At 42.4% G+C, this 17931-nt stretch carries 12 protein-coding genes and 3 tRNA genes; 13 read left to right on the forward strand and 2 right to left on the reverse strand.

The window, feature by feature from the left end:
- Positions 1–24: 24 nt before the first annotated feature.
- Both rpoC and drt2 read left to right on the forward strand, forming a co-directional pair.
- Positions 25–4308 carry a DNA-directed RNA polymerase subunit beta' gene (gene rpoC, locus EDC41_RS07065; RefSeq protein WP_006248461.1) on the forward strand — a complete coding sequence of 1428 codons (4284 nt, stop codon included), beginning with the start codon at positions 25–27 and terminating at the stop codon, positions 4306–4308.
- A 394-nt stretch (positions 4309–4702) separates the two neighbouring features.
- Positions 4703–6001: an antiviral reverse transcriptase Drt2 gene (drt2, locus tag EDC41_RS07070; protein ID WP_061888605.1), complete on the forward strand. Its 1299-nt coding sequence runs from the start codon at positions 4703–4705 to the stop codon at positions 5999–6001.
- A 251-nt stretch (positions 6002–6252) separates the two neighbouring features.
- On the opposite strand, the gene hemL is transcribed toward drt2, so the two are convergent.
- Positions 6253–7533, reverse strand: a complete 1281-nt coding sequence (gene hemL / locus EDC41_RS07075) for a glutamate-1-semialdehyde 2,1-aminomutase (RefSeq protein WP_006248463.1) — start codon at positions 7531–7533, stop codon at positions 6253–6255.
- A 141-nt stretch (positions 7534–7674) separates the two neighbouring features.
- On the opposite strand from hemL, the gene wecA reads away from it, so the two are divergent.
- From wecA to rffA, 5 genes are read left to right on the forward strand one after another with little or no spacing between them, the layout of a single operon-like run.
- Positions 7675–8739, forward strand: coding sequence for a UDP-N-acetylglucosamine--undecaprenyl-phosphate N-acetylglucosaminephosphotransferase (gene wecA, locus EDC41_RS07080; protein WP_006248464.1), 1065 nt, complete (start codon positions 7675–7677; stop codon positions 8737–8739).
- Between the two features lie 10 nt (positions 8740–8749).
- Positions 8750–9562, forward strand: a complete 813-nt coding sequence (locus EDC41_RS07085; protein WP_115262469.1) for an LPS chain length-determining protein — start codon at positions 8750–8752, stop codon at positions 9560–9562.
- A gap of 40 nt (positions 9563–9602) precedes the next feature.
- Positions 9603–10850, forward strand: coding sequence for a UDP-N-acetyl-D-mannosamine dehydrogenase (gene wecC / locus EDC41_RS07090; RefSeq protein ID WP_015484024.1), 1248 nt, complete (start codon positions 9603–9605; stop codon positions 10848–10850).
- Positions 10847–11491, forward strand: a complete 645-nt coding sequence (gene rffC, locus EDC41_RS07095; RefSeq protein ID WP_006248467.1) for a dTDP-4-amino-4,6-dideoxy-D-galactose acyltransferase — start codon at positions 10847–10849, stop codon at positions 11489–11491. The genes wecC and rffC overlap by 4 nt, the downstream gene beginning before the upstream one ends.
- Positions 11478–12623: a dTDP-4-amino-4,6-dideoxygalactose transaminase gene (rffA, locus tag EDC41_RS07100; protein WP_061888607.1), complete on the forward strand. Its 1146-nt coding sequence runs from the start codon at positions 11478–11480 to the stop codon at positions 12621–12623. The genes rffC and rffA overlap by 14 nt, the downstream gene beginning before the upstream one ends.
- Positions 12624–12667: 44 nt before the next feature.
- On the opposite strand, the gene glnA is transcribed toward rffA, so the two are convergent.
- The gene (gene glnA, locus EDC41_RS07105) at positions 12668–14089 is read right to left on the reverse strand and encodes a type I glutamate--ammonia ligase (protein WP_006248468.1); all 1422 of its coding nucleotides are present in this window, start codon (positions 14087–14089) and stop codon (positions 12668–12670) included.
- 186 nt (positions 14090–14275) lie between these two features.
- Between glnA and EDC41_RS07110 the strand changes: the two genes are divergently transcribed.
- From EDC41_RS07110 to EDC41_RS07135, 6 genes are all read left to right on the forward strand, one after another.
- Positions 14276–15346, forward strand: a complete 1071-nt coding sequence (locus EDC41_RS07110; protein WP_061888604.1) for a TDP-N-acetylfucosamine:lipid II N-acetylfucosaminyltransferase family protein — start codon at positions 14276–14278, stop codon at positions 15344–15346.
- Positions 15339–16610, forward strand: a complete 1272-nt coding sequence (gene wzyE / locus EDC41_RS07115; protein WP_020824281.1) for an ECA oligosaccharide polymerase — start codon at positions 15339–15341, stop codon at positions 16608–16610. Before EDC41_RS07110 ends, wzyE begins: the two co-directional genes overlap by 8 nt.
- Positions 16600–17322, forward strand: coding sequence for a lipopolysaccharide N-acetylmannosaminouronosyltransferase (gene wecG / locus EDC41_RS07120; RefSeq protein WP_020824280.1), 723 nt, complete (start codon positions 16600–16602; stop codon positions 17320–17322). Before wzyE ends, wecG begins: the two co-directional genes overlap by 11 nt.
- Before the next feature lie 158 nt (positions 17323–17480).
- Positions 17481–17557: transfer RNA gene (locus EDC41_RS07125), tRNA-Arg, on the forward strand.
- Positions 17558–17586: 29 nt separating this feature from the next.
- Positions 17587–17662: transfer RNA gene (locus EDC41_RS07130), tRNA-His, on the forward strand.
- A 24-nt stretch (positions 17663–17686) separates the two neighbouring features.
- A tRNA-Pro gene (locus tag EDC41_RS07135) sits at positions 17687–17763 on the forward strand.
- Positions 17764–17931 lie beyond the last annotated feature (168 nt).

Raw genomic sequence — 17931 nt, forward strand, 5'->3', positions numbered from 1 at the left:
CAACCTCAAACTAGGGGCAAAAAAGTGAAAGACTTAGTGAAGTTTTTAAAAGCACAAACAAAATCGAACGAAGATTTTGATGTGATTAAAATTGGTTTAGCATCACCGGACAAGATCCGTTCTTGGTCTTTTGGTGAAGTGAAAAAACCGGAAACCATTAACTATCGTACCTTCAAACCGGAACGTGACGGTTTATTCTGTGCACGTATTTTCGGACCGGTGAAAGATTACGAGTGCTTGTGTGGGAAATATAAACGTTTAAAACACCGTGGTGTAATTTGTGAAAAATGTGGTGTTGAAGTAACCCAAACCAAAGTACGTCGTGAGCGTATGGGACACATTGAATTAGCTTGCCCAGTCGCACACATCTGGTTCTTAAAATCACTGCCGTCCCGTATCGGTTTAATCTTAGATATGCCGTTGCGTGATATTGAACGTGTGCTTTATTTTGAATCTTATGTAGTTACTGAGCCGGGAATGACCGATTTAGAGAAAAATCAGTTATTAACCGAAGAACAATTTATGGACGCTGAAGAGCGTTGGGGCGATGAATTTGAAGCGAAAATGGGTGCAGAGGGTATCCAAGCATTACTTCGTGATTTAGATTTAGAACACCAATGCGAAACCTTGCGTGAAGAGTTACAAGAAACCAATTCAGAAACCAAGCGTAAAAAAATCACTAAGCGTTTAAAAACCTTAGAAGCATTCTTACAGTCCGGTAATAAACCGGAATGGATGGTAATGACGGTATTACCGGTACTTCCACCGGATTTACGCCCGTTAGTACCGCTTGATGGTGGACGTTTTGCGACTTCTGACTTAAACGATTTATACCGCCGTGTAATTAACCGTAACAACCGTTTAAAACGCTTGTTAGATTTAGTTGCACCGGACATCATCGTGCGTAACGAAAAACGTATGTTACAAGAGTCGGTTGATGCGTTATTAGACAACGGTCGCCGTGGTCGTGCGATTACCGGTTCGAACAAACGTCCGTTAAAATCTTTGGCAGATATGATCAAAGGTAAACAAGGTCGTTTCCGTCAAAACTTATTAGGTAAACGTGTAGATTACTCAGGTCGTTCGGTAATTACCGTAGGCCCATACTTACGCTTACACCAATGTGGTTTACCGAAGAAAATGGCGTTGGAATTATTCCGTCCGTTTATCTACTCAAAATTAGAAAACCGTGGCATTGCTTCAACTATTAAAGCCGCGAAGAAAATGGTAGAGCGTGAAGATCCTATCGTATGGGATATTCTTGCCGAAGTGATTCGTGAACACCCGATTCTACTTAACCGTGCACCAACACTTCACCGTTTAGGTATCCAAGCGTTTGAGCCGTTATTGATTGAAGGTAAAGCGATCCAGTTACACCCACTCGTGTGTGCGGCGTTCAATGCGGACTTCGACGGTGACCAAATGGCGGTTCACGTTCCATTAACCCTTGAAGCACAGTTAGAAGCTCGTGCGTTAATGATGTCAACCAACAACGTACTTTCACCGGCAAGTGGTGATCCGATTATCGTACCGTCTCAGGACGTTGTACTCGGTCTTTACTATATGACCCGTGAGAAAGTAAACGGTAAAGGTGAGGGAATGTACTTCCTTGACCCTCGTGAAGCGGAAAAAGCATACCGTACCGGTCAGGCTGAATTACATTCTCGTGTTAAAGTGCGTGTTACTGAATATGAGAAAAACGAAGCAGGCGAATTAGAAGCAAAAACTTCGTTAGTAGATACCACCATTGGTCGTTCAATCTTATGGATGATTGCACCAAAAGGTATGCCGTTTAGCTTGTTCAACCAAACCTTAGGCAAAAAAGCGATCTCGAAATTAATTAACGAGAGCTATCGCCGTTTAGGTTTAAAAGAATCTGTGGTTTTAGCTGACCAAATTATGTACACCGGCTTTGCTTATGCTGCTCGTTCTGGTGCCTCAGTAGGTATCGACGATATGGTAATTCCGGAGCAAAAATACGCAATCATTGAAGCGGCTGAAGCGGAAGTCGCTGAGATCCAAGAGCAATTCAACGGCGGTTTAGTAACAGCCGGTGAGCGTTATAACAAAGTGATCGATATTTGGGCTGCTGCAAACGAACGTGTTGCGAAAGCAATGATGGAAAACCTTTCAACGGAAGAAGTAATCAACCGTGAAGGTAATCCGGAAAAACAAGCCTCATTTAACAGTATCTTTATGATGGCGGACTCCGGTGCTCGTGGTTCTGCTGCACAGATTCGTCAGTTAGCGGGTATGCGTGGCTTGATGGCTCGTCCGGACGGTTCGATTATCGAAACCCCAATTACTGCAAACTTCCGTGAAGGTTTGAACGTATTACAGTACTTTATTTCAACCCACGGTGCACGTAAAGGTCTTGCCGATACGGCATTAAAAACAGCGAACTCCGGTTACTTAACCCGTCGTTTAGTTGATGTGGCACAAGATTTAGTTATCATTGAAGATGACTGTGGTACGCACGAAGGTATCGTGATGACACCACTTATCGAAGGTGGTGATGTGAAAGAAGCCCTGCGTGATCGTGTATTAGGTCGTGTGGTGGCAGAAGATGTGTTAAAACCGGGTACAGATGAAGTATTAATTCCACGCAACACCTTATTAGATGAAAAATGGTGTGATGTGGTGGATCGTGAATCTGTGGATGTGATCAAAGTACGTTCGGTAGTAACTTGTGATACAGACTTCGGTGTGTGTGCTAAATGTTACGGACGTGACTTGGCTCGTGGTCACTTAATCAACCAAGGTGAAGCGGTCGGTGTTATTGCGGCACAATCTATCGGTGAGCCGGGTACACAGTTAACGATGCGTACGTTCCATATCGGTGGTGCGGCTTCTGCGGCAGCAAAAGAATCTAGCATCCAAGTGAAAAACGCAGGTACGATTAAATTAACCAACGCTAAATTTGTAACCAACAAAGAAGGCAAAATCGTATTAACTTCTCGTAATACTGAATTAACTGTCATCGACACCTTCGGTCGTACCAAAGAAAACTATAAAGTGCCTTATGGTGCGGTGCTTTCTAAACACGACGGTGCAGAAGTGGCTGTGGGTGAAGTGGTTGCGAACTGGGATCCGCACACAATGCCGGTAATCTCAGAGGTATCAGGTCGTATCCAATTTAGCGACATCGTAGATGGCTTAACCGTTACTCGCCAAACCGATGAATTAACCGGTTTATCATCTATCGTGGTGCAAGATGTGGGTGAACGTGCAACCGCAGGTAAAGATTTACGTCCGGCATTACGCTTAGTTGATAGCAACGGCAAAGACATCTTAATTCCGGGTACAGACGTTGCAGCACAATACTTCTTACCGGGTAAAGCAATCGTAACCTTAGACGATGGTGCAGAAATTGAAGTCGGTGAAGCCTTAGCCCGTATTCCACAAGAATCTGTGGGGACGAAAGATATTACCGGTGGTCTTCCACGCGTAGCAGACTTATTCGAAGCCCGTAAACCGAAAGAGCCGGCAATCTTGGCGGAAATTTCAGGTATTGTGTCGTTCGGTAAAGAAACCAAAGGTAAACGCCGCTTGGTAATTACTCCGGCGGAAGGCGAAGCGTTTGAAGAGATGATTCCAAAATGGCGTCAGCTCAACGTATTTGAAGGCGAGATGGTACAACGTGGTGATGTGATATCAGACGGTGCAGAAACTCCGCACGACATCTTACGCTTACGTGGCGTTCACGCCGTTACCGACTACATCGTAAACGAAGTGCAAGAAGTTTACCGCTTACAAGGGGTAAAAATTAACGACAAGCACATCGAAGTGATTGTTCGCCAAATGTTGCGTAAAGCTGTGATCACCAACGCTTACGACTCTGAATTCTTAGAGGGCGAACAAGTGGAAGTGGCTCGTGTGAAAATTGCCAACCGCAAACGTGCTGAAGAAGGCAAACCGTTGGTAGAATTTGAACGTGAATTGCTTGGTATTACCAAAGCATCTCTTGCAACAGAAAGCTTTATTTCTGCAGCCTCGTTCCAAGAAACCACTCGAGTGCTTACCGAAGCCGCAGTGGCAGGTAAACAAGATGAATTGCGTGGCTTAAAAGAGAACGTAATCGTTGGTCGCTTAATCCCGGCAGGTACCGGTTTTGCTTACCACCAAGCACGAGCTAAAAAACGTGCCCAACTGGAAGCAGGAATTGCAGTTGTCCCTGAATTTGAAGCACCGGCAGCTAAAGCCAATTCATTCGTTACCGATGCAGACATCGAAGCTGAATTTGAATTTGTTGCAGACGATGCAACCCAAAGTTTAGCAGCGTTGTTAAATGCGGGTGAGGAAGAGTAATAGCTCGTAGGGTATGATAAATTAAAAAATCTCCTAGAATATAATTTCTAGGAGGTTTTCTACTTGAATATAAGGGAAAAATATATAGAATGTAAGGGCTTATTCAATTTGTGGATAAGGTAATCAACAGTATGTCAATAGTTGATAACATTTCATAAAGCGTTTCAGCTACTGAACATAAACTAATAAAGAATTTGATAATGATTATTGTCATATTAGATTCCTTGTGAGTTATAATAGTTGATTGATTATTATAATATATATTTAGCAGATAGCGGTTTATTCGATGGGTATCCTAAGGTACCTAGGCTATATAAAGACTGTTAACTATTCAAATAGTTAGGGACAACCGCAATCCTTAGTCTTTAGTTTTGCTTTCATTAAATTTTCTATTATGGATATATCTTGGTATAAGCCTCGTAATTACTTACATTTCGATTCACCCATAACTCTTCAACAAGCAATTAAATTAGTCGCTAATCCAAAACATAGTTTCTACCCATTCTTATCTTATACACTATCTGTGGCTAAAATAAAAAAGGATAAAAATGAAGGTAAATTAGTACGTTTAATAAAAAATAGAGGAATATCTTATTCATCTCATAAAGATAGCCATATTTTTAGTTATTATGCATATTTATTAAATGAAAAGTATGAAAATCTTTTGAAAAATAAGTACTATATTTTAGATGATTCTATATTAGCATTTAGAAAACTAAATAAAAGCAATATTGATTTTGCCAGAATCGCTTTTGATAGTATTCGAAGCGCTCAAAATTGCACGGTTTTAGGGCTAGATATATCTAAGTTCTTTGACCATATAGACCATAAAATTCTGAAAGATATGTGGTGTAAAGTTTTGGGTGTACCTAGTTTACCTGAAGACCATCATTCTGTATTTAAGGCTATTACTAAATTCGTAAAAGTAGATAGAGATACTGTATTTGAATTCTTTAATATCTCCCTTCATAATCCTAGGAAAAATGGGAAGAATAGAATTTGTAGCCCTCGGGAATTTCGAGAATATAGGAAATTAAAGAAACCTGACTTATTTAATGATAATCCAGCTTTTTTTATTAATAAAGGCCAGAAAGGGATTCCTCAAGGTTCTCCAATAAGTGCATTGTTATCCAATATCTATATGTTAGAGTTTGATGTGTTAGTTAAAGAAAAGATTATGGAGTGCAAAGGGAGTTATTTTCGTTATTGTGATGACATTCTATGTATCATTCCTAATGAATACGAAGAATTTATTCTCGATTACATCACTGGGGAGATAAAAAGTAAATTAAAACTAGAGATAAATAAGGATAAAACTGAGGTTGTTAAATTCCAATATTGTAATAGAACAAAAAAAATAATTAATGAAAAGAAGTTACAATATCTTGGTTTTATATTGCATAATAACTCTATTAGTATTAGATCATCGGCATTTACACGATATTCAAATAAAATGAAACGAGGGGTTAGTCTAGCTAAGCAAACTCAGGGTAAATATAATAGGATAAGAATAAGACGAGGGGTAGCTATCAAAGGCATTTATAAAAGAAAGCTATTTTCTAAGTATTCTCATTTCGGAAAATCTAATTTTATCTCTTATGGAAAGAGAGCTTATTCATCTATGGATTCCAAAGTTATAAAGAACCAACTTAAACCTTTATGGTATAGATTAAAGAAAGAAATATATTTGTAATATTAGAAAGTGTAAGACTTGTCCTTGCCTGCAAGTGTTGGAAGCCCATATATTGCTTTATCAATCCTATTCCCTCGATAGCGCCCGTCTCCAGACGGGTGCTTGTTTAAGCATAATGAAAGTTTGTATAAGCACTCGTCAGAGACGAACACCATCATAATTGCTATCGTAAGAGAAATTTGCACTACAAGCGGTCAAATTCCCTCAAAAACTTGCAAATTATTGAGTAAACCCAACCGCTTGTCATTCTTCTAAAGCTGAGCAAATGCCTTATCCGCAGCCTCTAGCGTACGAGCAATATCTTCATCACTGTGAGCTAAAGACATAAACCCTGCCTCGAATGCCGATGGGGCTAAATACACGCCTTGTTCCAGCATTAAGTGGAAGAAACGGTTGAATTTGGCGGCATCACATTTCATTACTTCTTGGAAGTTGTTTACTGCTTTTTGTTCGGTGAAGAATAAGCCGAACATTCCGCCGACATATTGTACCGTTAATGGCACATTGTGCTTATCTGCAAGAGCTTTAAAGCCTTCAGCGAGGGTTTTGGTTTTTTCCGCTAAAATGGTTTCATTTCCTGCTTTTGATAATTCAGTTAAGCATGCCAAACCTGCAGCCATTGCAATCGGGTTGCCTGAGAGCGTGCCGGCTTGGTAAACCGGGCCAGTTGGAGCGATGTATTCCATAATCTCTTTTTTACCACCAAATGCCCCCACCGGCATTCCGCCGCCGATAATTTTGCCGAGTGTGGTTAAATCCGGTGTTACCCCATAGTAAGATTGAGCCCCACCGAGTGCGACACGGAAGCCGGTCATTACTTCATCAATAATAAATACCGCACCATATTGTGTGCAAAGATCACGTAAGCCTTGTAAAAAGCCTTCTTGTGGCGGAATGCAGTTCATATTGCCGGCAACAGGCTCAACAATTAAACAAGCGATCTCATTTGGGTATTGCTCAAATGCTGCTTTTACTGAATCTAAATCATTATAGGTGCAAGTAAGCGTATGCTTGGCGAAATCAGCGGGTACGCCCGGGCCGCTTGGCTGACCGAGGGTTAAAGCACCTGAACCGGCTTTTACTAACAGAGAATCGGAATGCCCGTGGTAGCAGCCTTCAAATTTGATGATTTTATCTCGGTTGGTATAGCCACGAGCCAAACGAATGGCAGACATTGTTGCCTCTGTTCCGCTGCTCACCATTCTCACCATTTCAATAGAAGGTACTAATTTGCACACTAATTCGGCAAGTGTGATTTCTGCTGCCGTTGGGGCACCGAAACTTAAGCCTTTTGGCACGGCTTTTAGCACCGCATCAATAATCGCCGGGTGGTTATGCCCGAGTACCATTGGCCCCCAAGAGCCGACATAGTCGATATATTGTTTGCCGTCGCTGTCGGTAATATAAGCACCTTCGGCTTTTTCAATAAAAACCGGTGTGCCGCCCACGCCTTTAAATGCACGCACAGGGGAGTTCACACCGCCCGGAATCACTTTTTGGGCTTGTTCAAACAGTTGTTCTGAAATAGACATATCAATTCCTTTCTTTTGATGTAAAAATTTGCCTGTTATTGTACTGAAAAGCCCTTGTTTTCGCTAAAAAATTTACGATTTTGTTGCCTTATGCTATTCTGCATTCCTATTTTATGACTCATTTTTTGAGGCAATCCCTGTATGTGGCTTACTTTTTTAACCGTATTTATTGTTTCTTTTTTAGCCCTGATTGTGATGCGTCCGGTGGCGGAATTTGTTGGTTTGGTAGATAAGCCCAACTTCCGTAAACGCCATCAGGGGTTGATTCCGTTAATCGGTGGTATTGCATTATTTATCGGCAATCTCACTTTCTATTTTATGCAGTGGCAAGATATGCGGCTGCCGGAACTGTATCTGACAGCGGTAACTATTTTGCTGATTATCGGCGTGTTAGATGACCGATTTGACATCAGCCCATTACTGCGTGCCGGGATTCAAGCAGCACTAGCTGGGGCGATGATTTACAGTGGCTTGTCGCTCAGCAGTTTAGGGCAAATTATTGCCCCCTTTAGTATAGAATTAGGTTGGCTCGGCATTGTCTTTACCGTGTTTATCACCATTGGCGTTATTAATGCGTTTAATATGGTAGATGGGATTGATGGCTTATTAGCAGGGCTTTCCAGCGTGAGTTTTGCCGGTCTTGGCACTTTAATGTTCATTAATGGCGAACCAAGTTTGGGCTATTGGTGCTTTGCCCTTATCTTTGTGTTGTTGCCGTATGCAATGTTCAATTTGAGCCTGTTTGGGGCGAAATGGAAAGTGTTTATGGGCGACTCAGGCAGTATGCTGATCGGCTTTACCATTATTTGGATTCTGCTGTTAAGCACCCAAGGGCAAGGCTCGCCAATTAGCCCGATTACCGGTTTGTGGCTGATTGCCGTGCCGTTAATTGATATGGTTGCGGTGATTATCCGCCGTTTGAAAAAAGGTAAAAGTCCGTTCAAACCAGACCGCTTGCACCTACACCATTTAATGATGCGAGCAGGGCTTACCTCTCGCCAAGCATTATTGGTGATTACCCTCTGGGCGGGATTTTGTTCCACCATTGGGGTATTAGGCGAGGTGTATTATTGGAATCAGTGGGTGATGATGCTAATGTTTATCGGGCTGTTTTTCCTATACGCCTATTCCATTACCCACGCTTGGCGTGTAACCCGTTTTGTTCGCCGTCTAAAACGCCGTGCAAAACGTAGCAAACAACTTTAAAGGATATGTTGTGAAAACCTTATTTTATCGACTTTTAGTGCTAATTTTATTTGCTGCTATCGGGGCAGGTGCCGGTTATGGGCTGAGTTATACTCAACCTGAAAAATGGAAAGTGACCGCTCAATTTGAGCAACCGACTATTCCCGATTTAGGTAATTATTACTCGTTACTTTCCACCTACCATTTTTTGAATAGTAATAGCCAAGAAGCGAATAGCCAAACGGCACAGCAACAGGCAAGTGAGCAGGTTTATGCGGAATTTAAACGCAACCTCACGTCCGCCGACTTGCTTCAAGCCTATTTGCTACAAACAGAAGCGGTGAAATTAAAAGCTCAGGTTGCAAAGAAATCACCGGCGGTGGTGGCGGCTGAATTAGTTGAACAATTCCGTTTTGAAAAAGATATGGCAACTTCGGCAGATAATGTCAGCTTAATTGCAGAAAATGCGGAAGAGGCTCAAAAATTATTAGCCGATTTTATTCCGTTGGTAAACACCCAAGCTCGAGATAAATTAAACGCCGATTTAATTGCGAAATGGAAAGTCTTGTTCCAGCAAATTAAAGCTGCTTCGGAGTTGAATATTAACGGTAAGCAAGGCTCACAAGATTGGGCAGCTAAACTGCAAATGATGCGTTCTGTTCAGCCGTTAGACAACCAACTTACAGCTTATCGCTTGGTTAAATCGCCTAGCGTTCCACTTAAATCAGAATCGCCTGATCCGCCTATTTTGGCTGATGATTGGGGCATTAAGTGGCTTACTGCTGGGCTTTATGCTCAGTTTTGCGGTGAAAGCGAAAGCTCAACCTGCGGAACTTTAATCTAAAATGGCACACAATTTAGTGTGCCATTTCTCTTTGTAACTGATGATGAGTAAAACTGAATTTAACACTATTTGTATTCTGGGGTTAGGCTATATCGGCTTGCCGACCTCAGTCGTTTTTGCCAATGCCGGCAAGCAAGTAATTGGGGTGGATATTAATCCGCAAGTGGTGGCAAGCCTTAATCAAGGCAACATTCATATTATCGAGCCGGATTTACAAACTGCCTTCACACAAGCGGTCAAAAAAGGTAATTTTTTTGCAACTGCCAAACCGCAACCGGCCGATGCTTTTATCATCGCCGTGCCAACCCCACTTTGCGGGAAGCAGCCCGATCTCACTTATATTCAAAATGCCGCCGCTATGATTGCCCCTTGTTTGCGTAAAGGGAATTTGGTGGTGCTGGAGTCCACTTCGCCTGTCGGTACAACAGAAAATTTAGCCGAATGGCTAAGCCAAGCTCGCCCTGATTTAGCCTTTCCAGCCGATGTGTCTATTGCCTACTGCCCTGAACGTGTTTTGCCGGGTAATATAATGACGGAATTGGTTGAAAATGACCGCATTATCGGCGGATTAAGCGAACAATGCAGTCAACAAGCGGTCGATTTATACCAAATTTTTGCAAAAGGACGTTGTGTCACCACCACAGCTCGCACAGCGGAGATGTGCAAGTTGGTGGAAAACAGCTTTCGTGATGTGAACATTGCCTTTGCCAATGAAATTTCAATGATTTGTGATGCGTTGAAGATCAATGTGTGGGAGCTAATTGAATTGGCAAATCTTCACCCGAGAGTAAATATTCTCCAGCCCGGAGCAGGGGTGGGCGGACATTGTTTGGCGGTTGACCCGTGGTTTATCGTTTCCACATCGCCCCAACAGGCTCGCCTTATTCGCACGGCACGAGAAGTGAATGACAGCAAACCGCAATGGGTAATCGAGCAAGTGAAAACATCGGTCGCAGACTGTGCGATGGAGCAAGATTGTAAGCCAAGTGAGCTAACCATCGCTTGTTTAGGGCTAGCTTTCAAGCCGAATATTGATGATTTGCGGGAAAGCCCGGCATTAGCGATTACCCGGCAACTTGCCGCTTGGCATCAGGGTAGCCTGTTGGCGGTTGAGCCAAATATTCAACAGCTGGCTGGCGAAAAAATCACCTTAGTCGATCTCAACACCGCACTTTCGCAGGCAGACATTTTAGTCTTGTTAGTGGATCACACTTCATTTAAGCAAATTTCAAGGGAACAGATCAGGCAACGGCATATTATTGATTGTCGAGGAGTGTGGGTAAGATGAAGCCGGATCAATGGCTGTCCGATTTTTTCGGTAGAGAAATTGTGCAAGTAAAAGTAGCGGCTGATGATTTTAGGCAAATCGCTAGGTTGCAAAAACAAGGTTTTGTACTTGTGGAGGGAGAATTGGAATTTGAGCTGGCACTTGCAACATTTTCTGAAAATATGACCGCTTGTCGCCCGGCGGATATGGCAGATTTGCCCGACTTGAACTTATTGTTTGGTTCGGCATTTCCCGATAGCCGGTTTCGTTCGCCCTATTTTTCAAGGGAAGAGAATCAACGCTTTTACCGGACTTGGATTGAAAATGCGGTAAAAGGCAAGTTTGATGATATTGGCTTGGTTCAATGCAATGCTGACGGGCAAATTCAAGGGGCGGTAACGGTTCGCTTACTTGCCCAACAGCAAGCGAAAATCGGATTATTGGCGGTAAAGCCTGATTGCCGACAACAAGGTATTGGCTCGGAATTGTTAAATGCTGCGATAGCGTGGGCGAAACAGCAAAATGCGAAAAAACTGATGATTACCACTCAGCTGAGTAACCAGAAAGCGATTCGTTTTTATCAAGCGTTTGGTGCAAGCATTAAGGCGGTGTATTATTGGTTTTACCCTGCTTTGGAAAAATACGATGATGAACAATCCTGATTTTATTCCGTTTAATCAACCCCCGGTTGTGGGGGCGGAGCAAGCCTATATAGAACAGGCGATGGCAACAGGGCAGCTTTCGGGCGGTGGTAAATTCACCCGCTTATGTGAGCAGTGGCTTGAAAACCTGGCCCGTAGCAAAGTGTTGCTTACCCCTTCTTGCACGGCTGCGTTAGAGATGGCGGCAATACTGCTGGATATTCAGCCGGACGATGAAGTGATTATGCCGAGCTATACTTTTGTCTCTACTGCAAATGCGTTTGCGTTGCGTGGGGCAAAGATTGTGTTTGTGGATATTCGTCCGGATACAATGAATATTGATGAACGCAAAATTGAGCAAGCCATTACCCCAAAAACCAAAGTGATTGTGCCGGTGCATTATGCCGGCATTGCTTGTGATATGGATTCAATAATGGCAACAGCCGAAAAATACGGGCTTTATGTGGTAGAAGATGCGGCACAGGCAGTCAATTCGTTTTATAAAGGTAGGGCGTTAGGTTCCATCGGGCATATTGGTTGCTATAGTTTTCACGAAACCAAAAACTATACCGCTGGCGGTGAAGGTGGGGCGATCGTGATTAATGAGGCGAATTTGCTGGAAAAAGCGGAAATCATCAGAGAGAAAGGCACTAACCGTAGCCAATTTTTTCGTGGTGAGGTAGATAAATATCGCTGGCAGGATATTGGTTCAAGTTTTTTAATGTCGGAAATTCAAGCGGCTTATTTGTATGCTCAGCTTATAGAGGCAGATAAAATCAACCAACAGCGTTTAACCCTTTGGCACAATTACTATCAAGCCTTTTTGCCACTTGCCCAAACAGCTAAGTGCGAGCTTCCTCGCATTGGCGAATATTGTCGCCATAACGGGCATTTGTTCTACTTAAAGCTAAGTGACTTGAAGCAGAGAACTGCTTTTATTGATTTTATGAAGGCACAGAATATCTTAACCGTGTTTCATTATGTGCCGTTGCACAGCAGTCCGGCAGGGCAGAAATTAGGTCGATTAGCAGGTGATGATCGCTTTACTACCTTAGAAAGCGAACGGTTGGTAAGATTGCCACTGTTTTATAATTTGAGTAAGCAGGAGCAAGAGCGTGTTATTCAAGCAGTGCTTGCTTTCTTCAATCAATAAAAAACGGCTGAGTGTTTCAGCCGTTTTTTTGCTATATGTTGTTACTATGAATAGTAAAGTTCAAATTCTACCGGGTGCGGAGTCATATTTACACGTTCCACCTCTTTGCGACGAATACCGATATAAGCATCAATAAAGTCTTTCGTGAACACGCCACCTTGTGTTAAGAATTCAAAATCATTGCTTAATGCGTCAAGAGCGGATTCTAAAGACGAGGCAACCGTTGGAATATCTTTTAACTCTTCCGGCGGCAAATCGTATAAGTTTTTATCCATTGCATCGCCCGGGTGGATTTTGTTGATCACACCGTCTAAGCCAGCCATTAACAGGGCGGCAAAGCAAAGGTATGGGTTTGCCATTGGATCCGGGAAGCGTGCTTCTACACGGGTCGCTTTCGGACTGGTCACAGCCGGAATACGGATAGAGGCAGAGCGGTTACTTGCAGAATATGCCAATAACACCGGTGCTTCAAAACCCGGCACTAAACGTTTATAAGAGTTCGTGGTTGGGTTAGTAAAGGCATTTAATGCTTTTGCGTGTTTAATGATACCGCCAATATAGTAGAGGGCAGTTTCAGATAAGCCGGCGTATTTATCGCCCATAAACACATTTTTGCCGTCTTTGCTTAATGACATATTACAGTGCATTCCCGAGCCGTTGTCGCCGGCGAACGGTTTTGGCATAAAGCAAGCGGTTTTTCCGTGTTCTACGGCAACATTTTGCACGATGTATTTATAGATTTGGGTTTCATCGGCTTTTAAGGTCAGGCTGTTGAATCGGGTTGCGATCTCATTTTGTCCGGCTGTCGCAACTTCGTGGTGGTGAGCTTCAATCACTAAACCCATCTCTTCCATCAATAAACACATTTCAGAGCGAATATCGTGGGCGGTATCAATCGGTGCAACCGCACAGTAGCCGCCTTTTTTCAACGGACGATAGGCTTTGTTGCCTTCTTCAAATTTACGGTTGGTATTCCAAGCCGCTTCTACATCGTCAATTCGGTATGACACATTGTTCATTTCGGTGCTAAAACGCACATCATCGAATAAGAAAAATTCAGGCTCAGGTCCAAACATTACGCTATCGGCGATACCGGTGGATTTCAAGTAGTTTTCGGCACGGGTTGCAATAGAGCGAGGGTCACGGTCATAAGACTGCATTGTGTTTGGGTCGTAAATGGAACAACGAATAGAAAGGGTAGGAATACGGGCGAAAGGGTCAACTACAGCGGTTTCAGCAATCGGCATTAACAACATATCTGCTTTGTTAATTGCCTTCCAACCTTCTACGGACGAACCGTCGAACATTTTGCCTTCCTCGAATAAGTCTTCCAAATCGTTGGCAACTAAGCTGACAGGGAGCGAAACCCCGTGTTCTTTACCTTTAATATCAGTAAATTTTAATAAGACAAATTTAATATCATTGTCTTGAATCAGTTTAGATACATTAGCGATTGCGTTTGACATAGTAAAATAAGTCCTCGTTGGGATAAATGAATAATAAAAAAGCTCGGTTATCATAGCATTTTTTAACCAAGTGTGTGATGTTTTTTAGTGTTTCAAAGCTAAAAGAAGTTGCAGTAATGTTGCAAATTTTTGCTAAAATCTTACCGCTTGCATATTGTTTGTATGGTGGGGAGAGAAAAGCGTGTAATGTTGCCGATTTATCATATTCTAGGCTCCGAGATTGAGCATCATAACCAACAGGTTTTAACCTTTTTTCAGCAAGAGCTTTTGCCGTTATTGCCAGACTCCGAACATTTTTTTTATGTGGTAGGCAAGCCTTCACTGCAAACTGCTTTTACTCATTTGCGGATTAAGCAGTTCTCTTCACAAAAAGCGATTGCGAACGCCTTAATTGCAAAAAAACGGCAAAATCCGACCGCTTGTTTTCTGTTACACGGGCAGTTTAACCCTTGGATTTGGCTGGCGATAGCCTTAGGCAGATTGCCGACCACCAACCTGATTTGGCATATTTGGGGGGCGGATTTATATGAAATGGCAACTTCGTGGAAATTTAAGCTGTTTTACCCGTTTCGGCGTGTTGCCCAACAAAAAATCTTACAGGTTTGGGCAACAAGAGGCGATCTGGATCATTTGTGGCGAAATATGCGTGCAAGATCAGAACAGGATCATTTAATCTATTTCCCCACGAAATTAGGTGATCAAATAAAAATTAGCCCCACACAAAATGATCGCTTGACGATATTGCTCGGCAATTCAGGCGATCCAGCGAATGAGCTTATTCAAGCCTTAAGCGAGATTCATCAACGACTAGGGAACAATGTGCGGATTATCATACCAATGGGCTACCCGGAAAATAATGAAAGCTATATTCGGCAGGTGGAAGCCTATAGCAAGCGGTTATTTTTGGCGGAAAATTTGCAAATTTTGCGGAAGAAGCTGAGCTTTGAAGAGTATGTTACGTTATTGAGCCATTGTGATCTCGGCTATTTCAATTTTAAACGCCAGCAAGGCATTGGCACGATAAGCCTTTTGATTAGCCATAATGTACCTTGTGTGTTACATTCAGCCAATCCGTTTGGGTTGGATCTACAGGCAGAAAAAGTGCCTTATTTGTTGGCGGAAAATCTGACTGCTTCACAGATTCAAACAACCAAACAACAACTAAAGAGCATAGATAAAAACCGCATTGCGTTTTTTGCTCCGGGCTACACTAAACTATGGCAACAGCGATTAATCGAATTAATGCAAAATGAATAATTTAATACCACTTGGCGGATTTTATCTTGTTTCTGTCGGGCTATTTTTCAGCTTACTTTATCAACTTTATCAGAAATCGGGGATTTCTTTCCATTTACTGTTTAGTTTGCTCTATTTTGTTACTTTTTACGCCGGTTTTCCGTTTTCGTTAATAATGGCATTTGGCTTTGATTACCCGCTGCCGGAGCTAAAAACACAATGGCAAGTTTTTACGGCAGCAGGTGTTGGCTATTTGATTTATTACGTTGTCTATTCACGCTTGTGGAGTGCTGTGTCGCAACCAACTGCTCTTGTTGCAAATTTTCAGGCAAAAACGACCGCTTGTATCCTTGCCGCTGTGGCAGTTGTTGCCCTGCTATATTTCCTTTATTTAAACGGTTTTCTGCTTTTCAAACTCGAAAAATATAGCCAACTGTTTGCCAAAGATAGGGTCATACTTTCGGCATTAAAACGATTTTTCTACTTTTTATTGCCGGCGTTGTTAATTTTTTGCTTCCTATATAAGAATAAAACAGCGTGGTGGGCGTTACTGATTGTTGGTGGGGCATTCGGCATATTAAGCTATGTGGCAGTGGGCGGCACACGGGCAAATTTAGCACTAGCGGTTGGCTTTTTCTTATTGATTGGATTGCAGCAAGGCTATCTGTCGTTATCAAAGGTGATTGCCGTAAGCCTAATCGGCGTGGTGGCGATGTTCTTCCTCGCTCTAGCCCGTTACAAACTTACCCTTTCCGGTAGCGAGATGATTTACACCTTCTTATATTTAAGCCGAGATACTTTTTCGCCTTGGGAAAATTTGGCTCGTGTATTTTCTAATGAGGTGGAATATCAAGGTTTAATGCCGATTGTGCGGGATTTCTATGTATATATCCCACAATCTTTATGGCAAGAACGCCCTGAGATCGTCTGGAATACGGCGAATTATTTTACCAAAGTGATTTTAGGCAACCAATCAGGGTTAGCTATTTCGCCTACCTTACTCGGCTCTTTCTATATTATGGGCGGATTTAGCGTTATGGCGTTGGGAATGGGGATAGTAGCTGCCATGATTAAAGCCTTAGATAACCTATTCGCTTACGCCAAAGCGTGCAATTCCGCCTTGTTGCAAGCCTACTGCTTCGGCAATTTATTCAATTTGATCGTATTAGTGCGAGAGGGAATCGATGCATTTGTTTCCCGTTTTTGCTTTTTCACGCTGATATTTATGGCTTGCTATTTGCTGGCGAAAATCCTTTCAATGGGGAAAAATAATAATGTTCGATAAAGTGATCATTCGGGGCATTGCGTTACAAGCGGTCAAAAATCGGGAAATTTTTGCAAATTGGCTGATGAATGAAAAGCGGATTCAGTTCGGAAGATTAATGGCAATTAATGCTGAGAAAGTGATTCTGTCGGAAAAAAATCCGTTGTTACGCCGAGTGATAGATGAAGCCGAGTTCAACTATGCAGACGGCATCAGTGTTGTTCAATCGATTCGAAAAAAATATCCAAACTATAAAATAGAGCGAATTGCCGGAGCCGATTTATGGGAAACCTTAATGCAAAGAGCCGGAGCGTTAAATGTGCCGGTGTTTTTGGTCGGCAGCTCGGCGGATACCCTAACGAAGGTGGAAGCAAAATTGGCACAATGGAAGGTGAATATTGTCGGTAGGCAGAATGGCTATTTTAAGGCGGAGCAAGAACAGGACGTTATAGAGCAAATTAAAGCAAGTGGCGCGAAGTTTATTAGTGTGGCAATGGGAACTCCAAAACAGGAACTTTTTATCCAACAGTTACAACAACAATATCCACAAGCCTTATATATGGGTGTTGGCGGGACTTACGATGTGTTTGCCGGTAAAGTGAAACGAGCACCTAAAATTTGGCAAAATTTGGGGCTGGAATGGCTTTATCGACTATTGAAACAGCCAACCCGCTGGCAAAGACAATTAAATTTACTAAAATATGCCTATTACTATCTGACAAATCAGCTCTAAAAAACGCATTTTTTGATATTTATTAAACGTTTTGAATAAAATAAAACCAAACAATACATTTTTTTACATTTTTTTTAAAAAGTGCTAGACAAGGGAAAGTGAAATCTATAATATACGCCTCCGTTGCGACGCATTAAGTTGAATTGATGTAAATCGAAGCGTTCGTAGCTCAGTTGGATAGAGCGTTGGCCTCCGGAGCCAAAGGTCGCAAGTTCGAATCTTGTCGAGCGCGCCAGATGTCAATGCGGCACTATCAACACAATGGTGGCTATAGCTCAGTTGGTAGAGCCCTGGATTGTGATTCCAGTTGTCGTGGGTTCGAATCCCATTAGCCACCCCATTCAATACTCTTGTGAGTATCAGACGGCGAGTAGCGCAGCTTGGTAGCGCAACTGGTTTGGGACCAGTGGGTCGTAGGTTCAAATCCTATCTCGCCGACCAATTTATTTTTTGTTCTTTAACAATTTATCAGACAATCTGTGTGGGCACTTGTTGATTGACTTGATTGAAAAACATTTTTTTAATTTTGAAGTCTTAATAGGTGCTAACTAGAAATTCATTACTTTCTTTTAACCTGATTTTAATTAGGTTTAAATTTGGAAGTGCGAT

The sequence above is a fragment of the Mannheimia haemolytica genome (assembly GCF_004342115.1).
In the GTDB taxonomy this organism is placed as follows: domain Bacteria; phylum Pseudomonadota; class Gammaproteobacteria; order Enterobacterales; family Pasteurellaceae; genus Mannheimia; species Mannheimia haemolytica.

What these genes read in the sequence shown, in the direction of transcription:
- drt2 (WP_061888605.1), top strand. Translation starts at nt 4,703, where the DNA reads ATGGATATATCTTGGTATAAGCCTCGTAATTACTTACATTTCGATTCA.
- hemL (WP_006248463.1), bottom strand. Translation starts at nt 7,533, where the DNA reads ATGTCTATTTCAGAACAACTGTTTGAACAAGCCCAAAAAGTGATTCCG.
- wecA (WP_006248464.1), top strand. Translation starts at nt 7,675, where the DNA reads ATGTGGCTTACTTTTTTAACCGTATTTATTGTTTCTTTTTTAGCCCTG.
- wecC (WP_015484024.1), top strand. Translation starts at nt 9,603, where the DNA reads ATGATGAGTAAAACTGAATTTAACACTATTTGTATTCTGGGGTTAGGC.
- rffC (WP_006248467.1), top strand. Translation starts at nt 10,847, where the DNA reads ATGAAGCCGGATCAATGGCTGTCCGATTTTTTCGGTAGAGAAATTGTG.
- rffA (WP_061888607.1), top strand. Translation starts at nt 11,478, where the DNA reads ATGAACAATCCTGATTTTATTCCGTTTAATCAACCCCCGGTTGTGGGG.
- glnA (WP_006248468.1), bottom strand. Translation starts at nt 14,089, where the DNA reads ATGTCAAACGCAATCGCTAATGTATCTAAACTGATTCAAGACAATGAT.
- EDC41_RS07110 (WP_061888604.1), top strand. Translation starts at nt 14,276, where the DNA reads ATGTTGCCGATTTATCATATTCTAGGCTCCGAGATTGAGCATCATAAC.
- wzyE (WP_020824281.1), top strand. Translation starts at nt 15,339, where the DNA reads ATGAATAATTTAATACCACTTGGCGGATTTTATCTTGTTTCTGTCGGG.
- wecG (WP_020824280.1), top strand. Translation starts at nt 16,600, where the DNA reads ATGTTCGATAAAGTGATCATTCGGGGCATTGCGTTACAAGCGGTCAAA.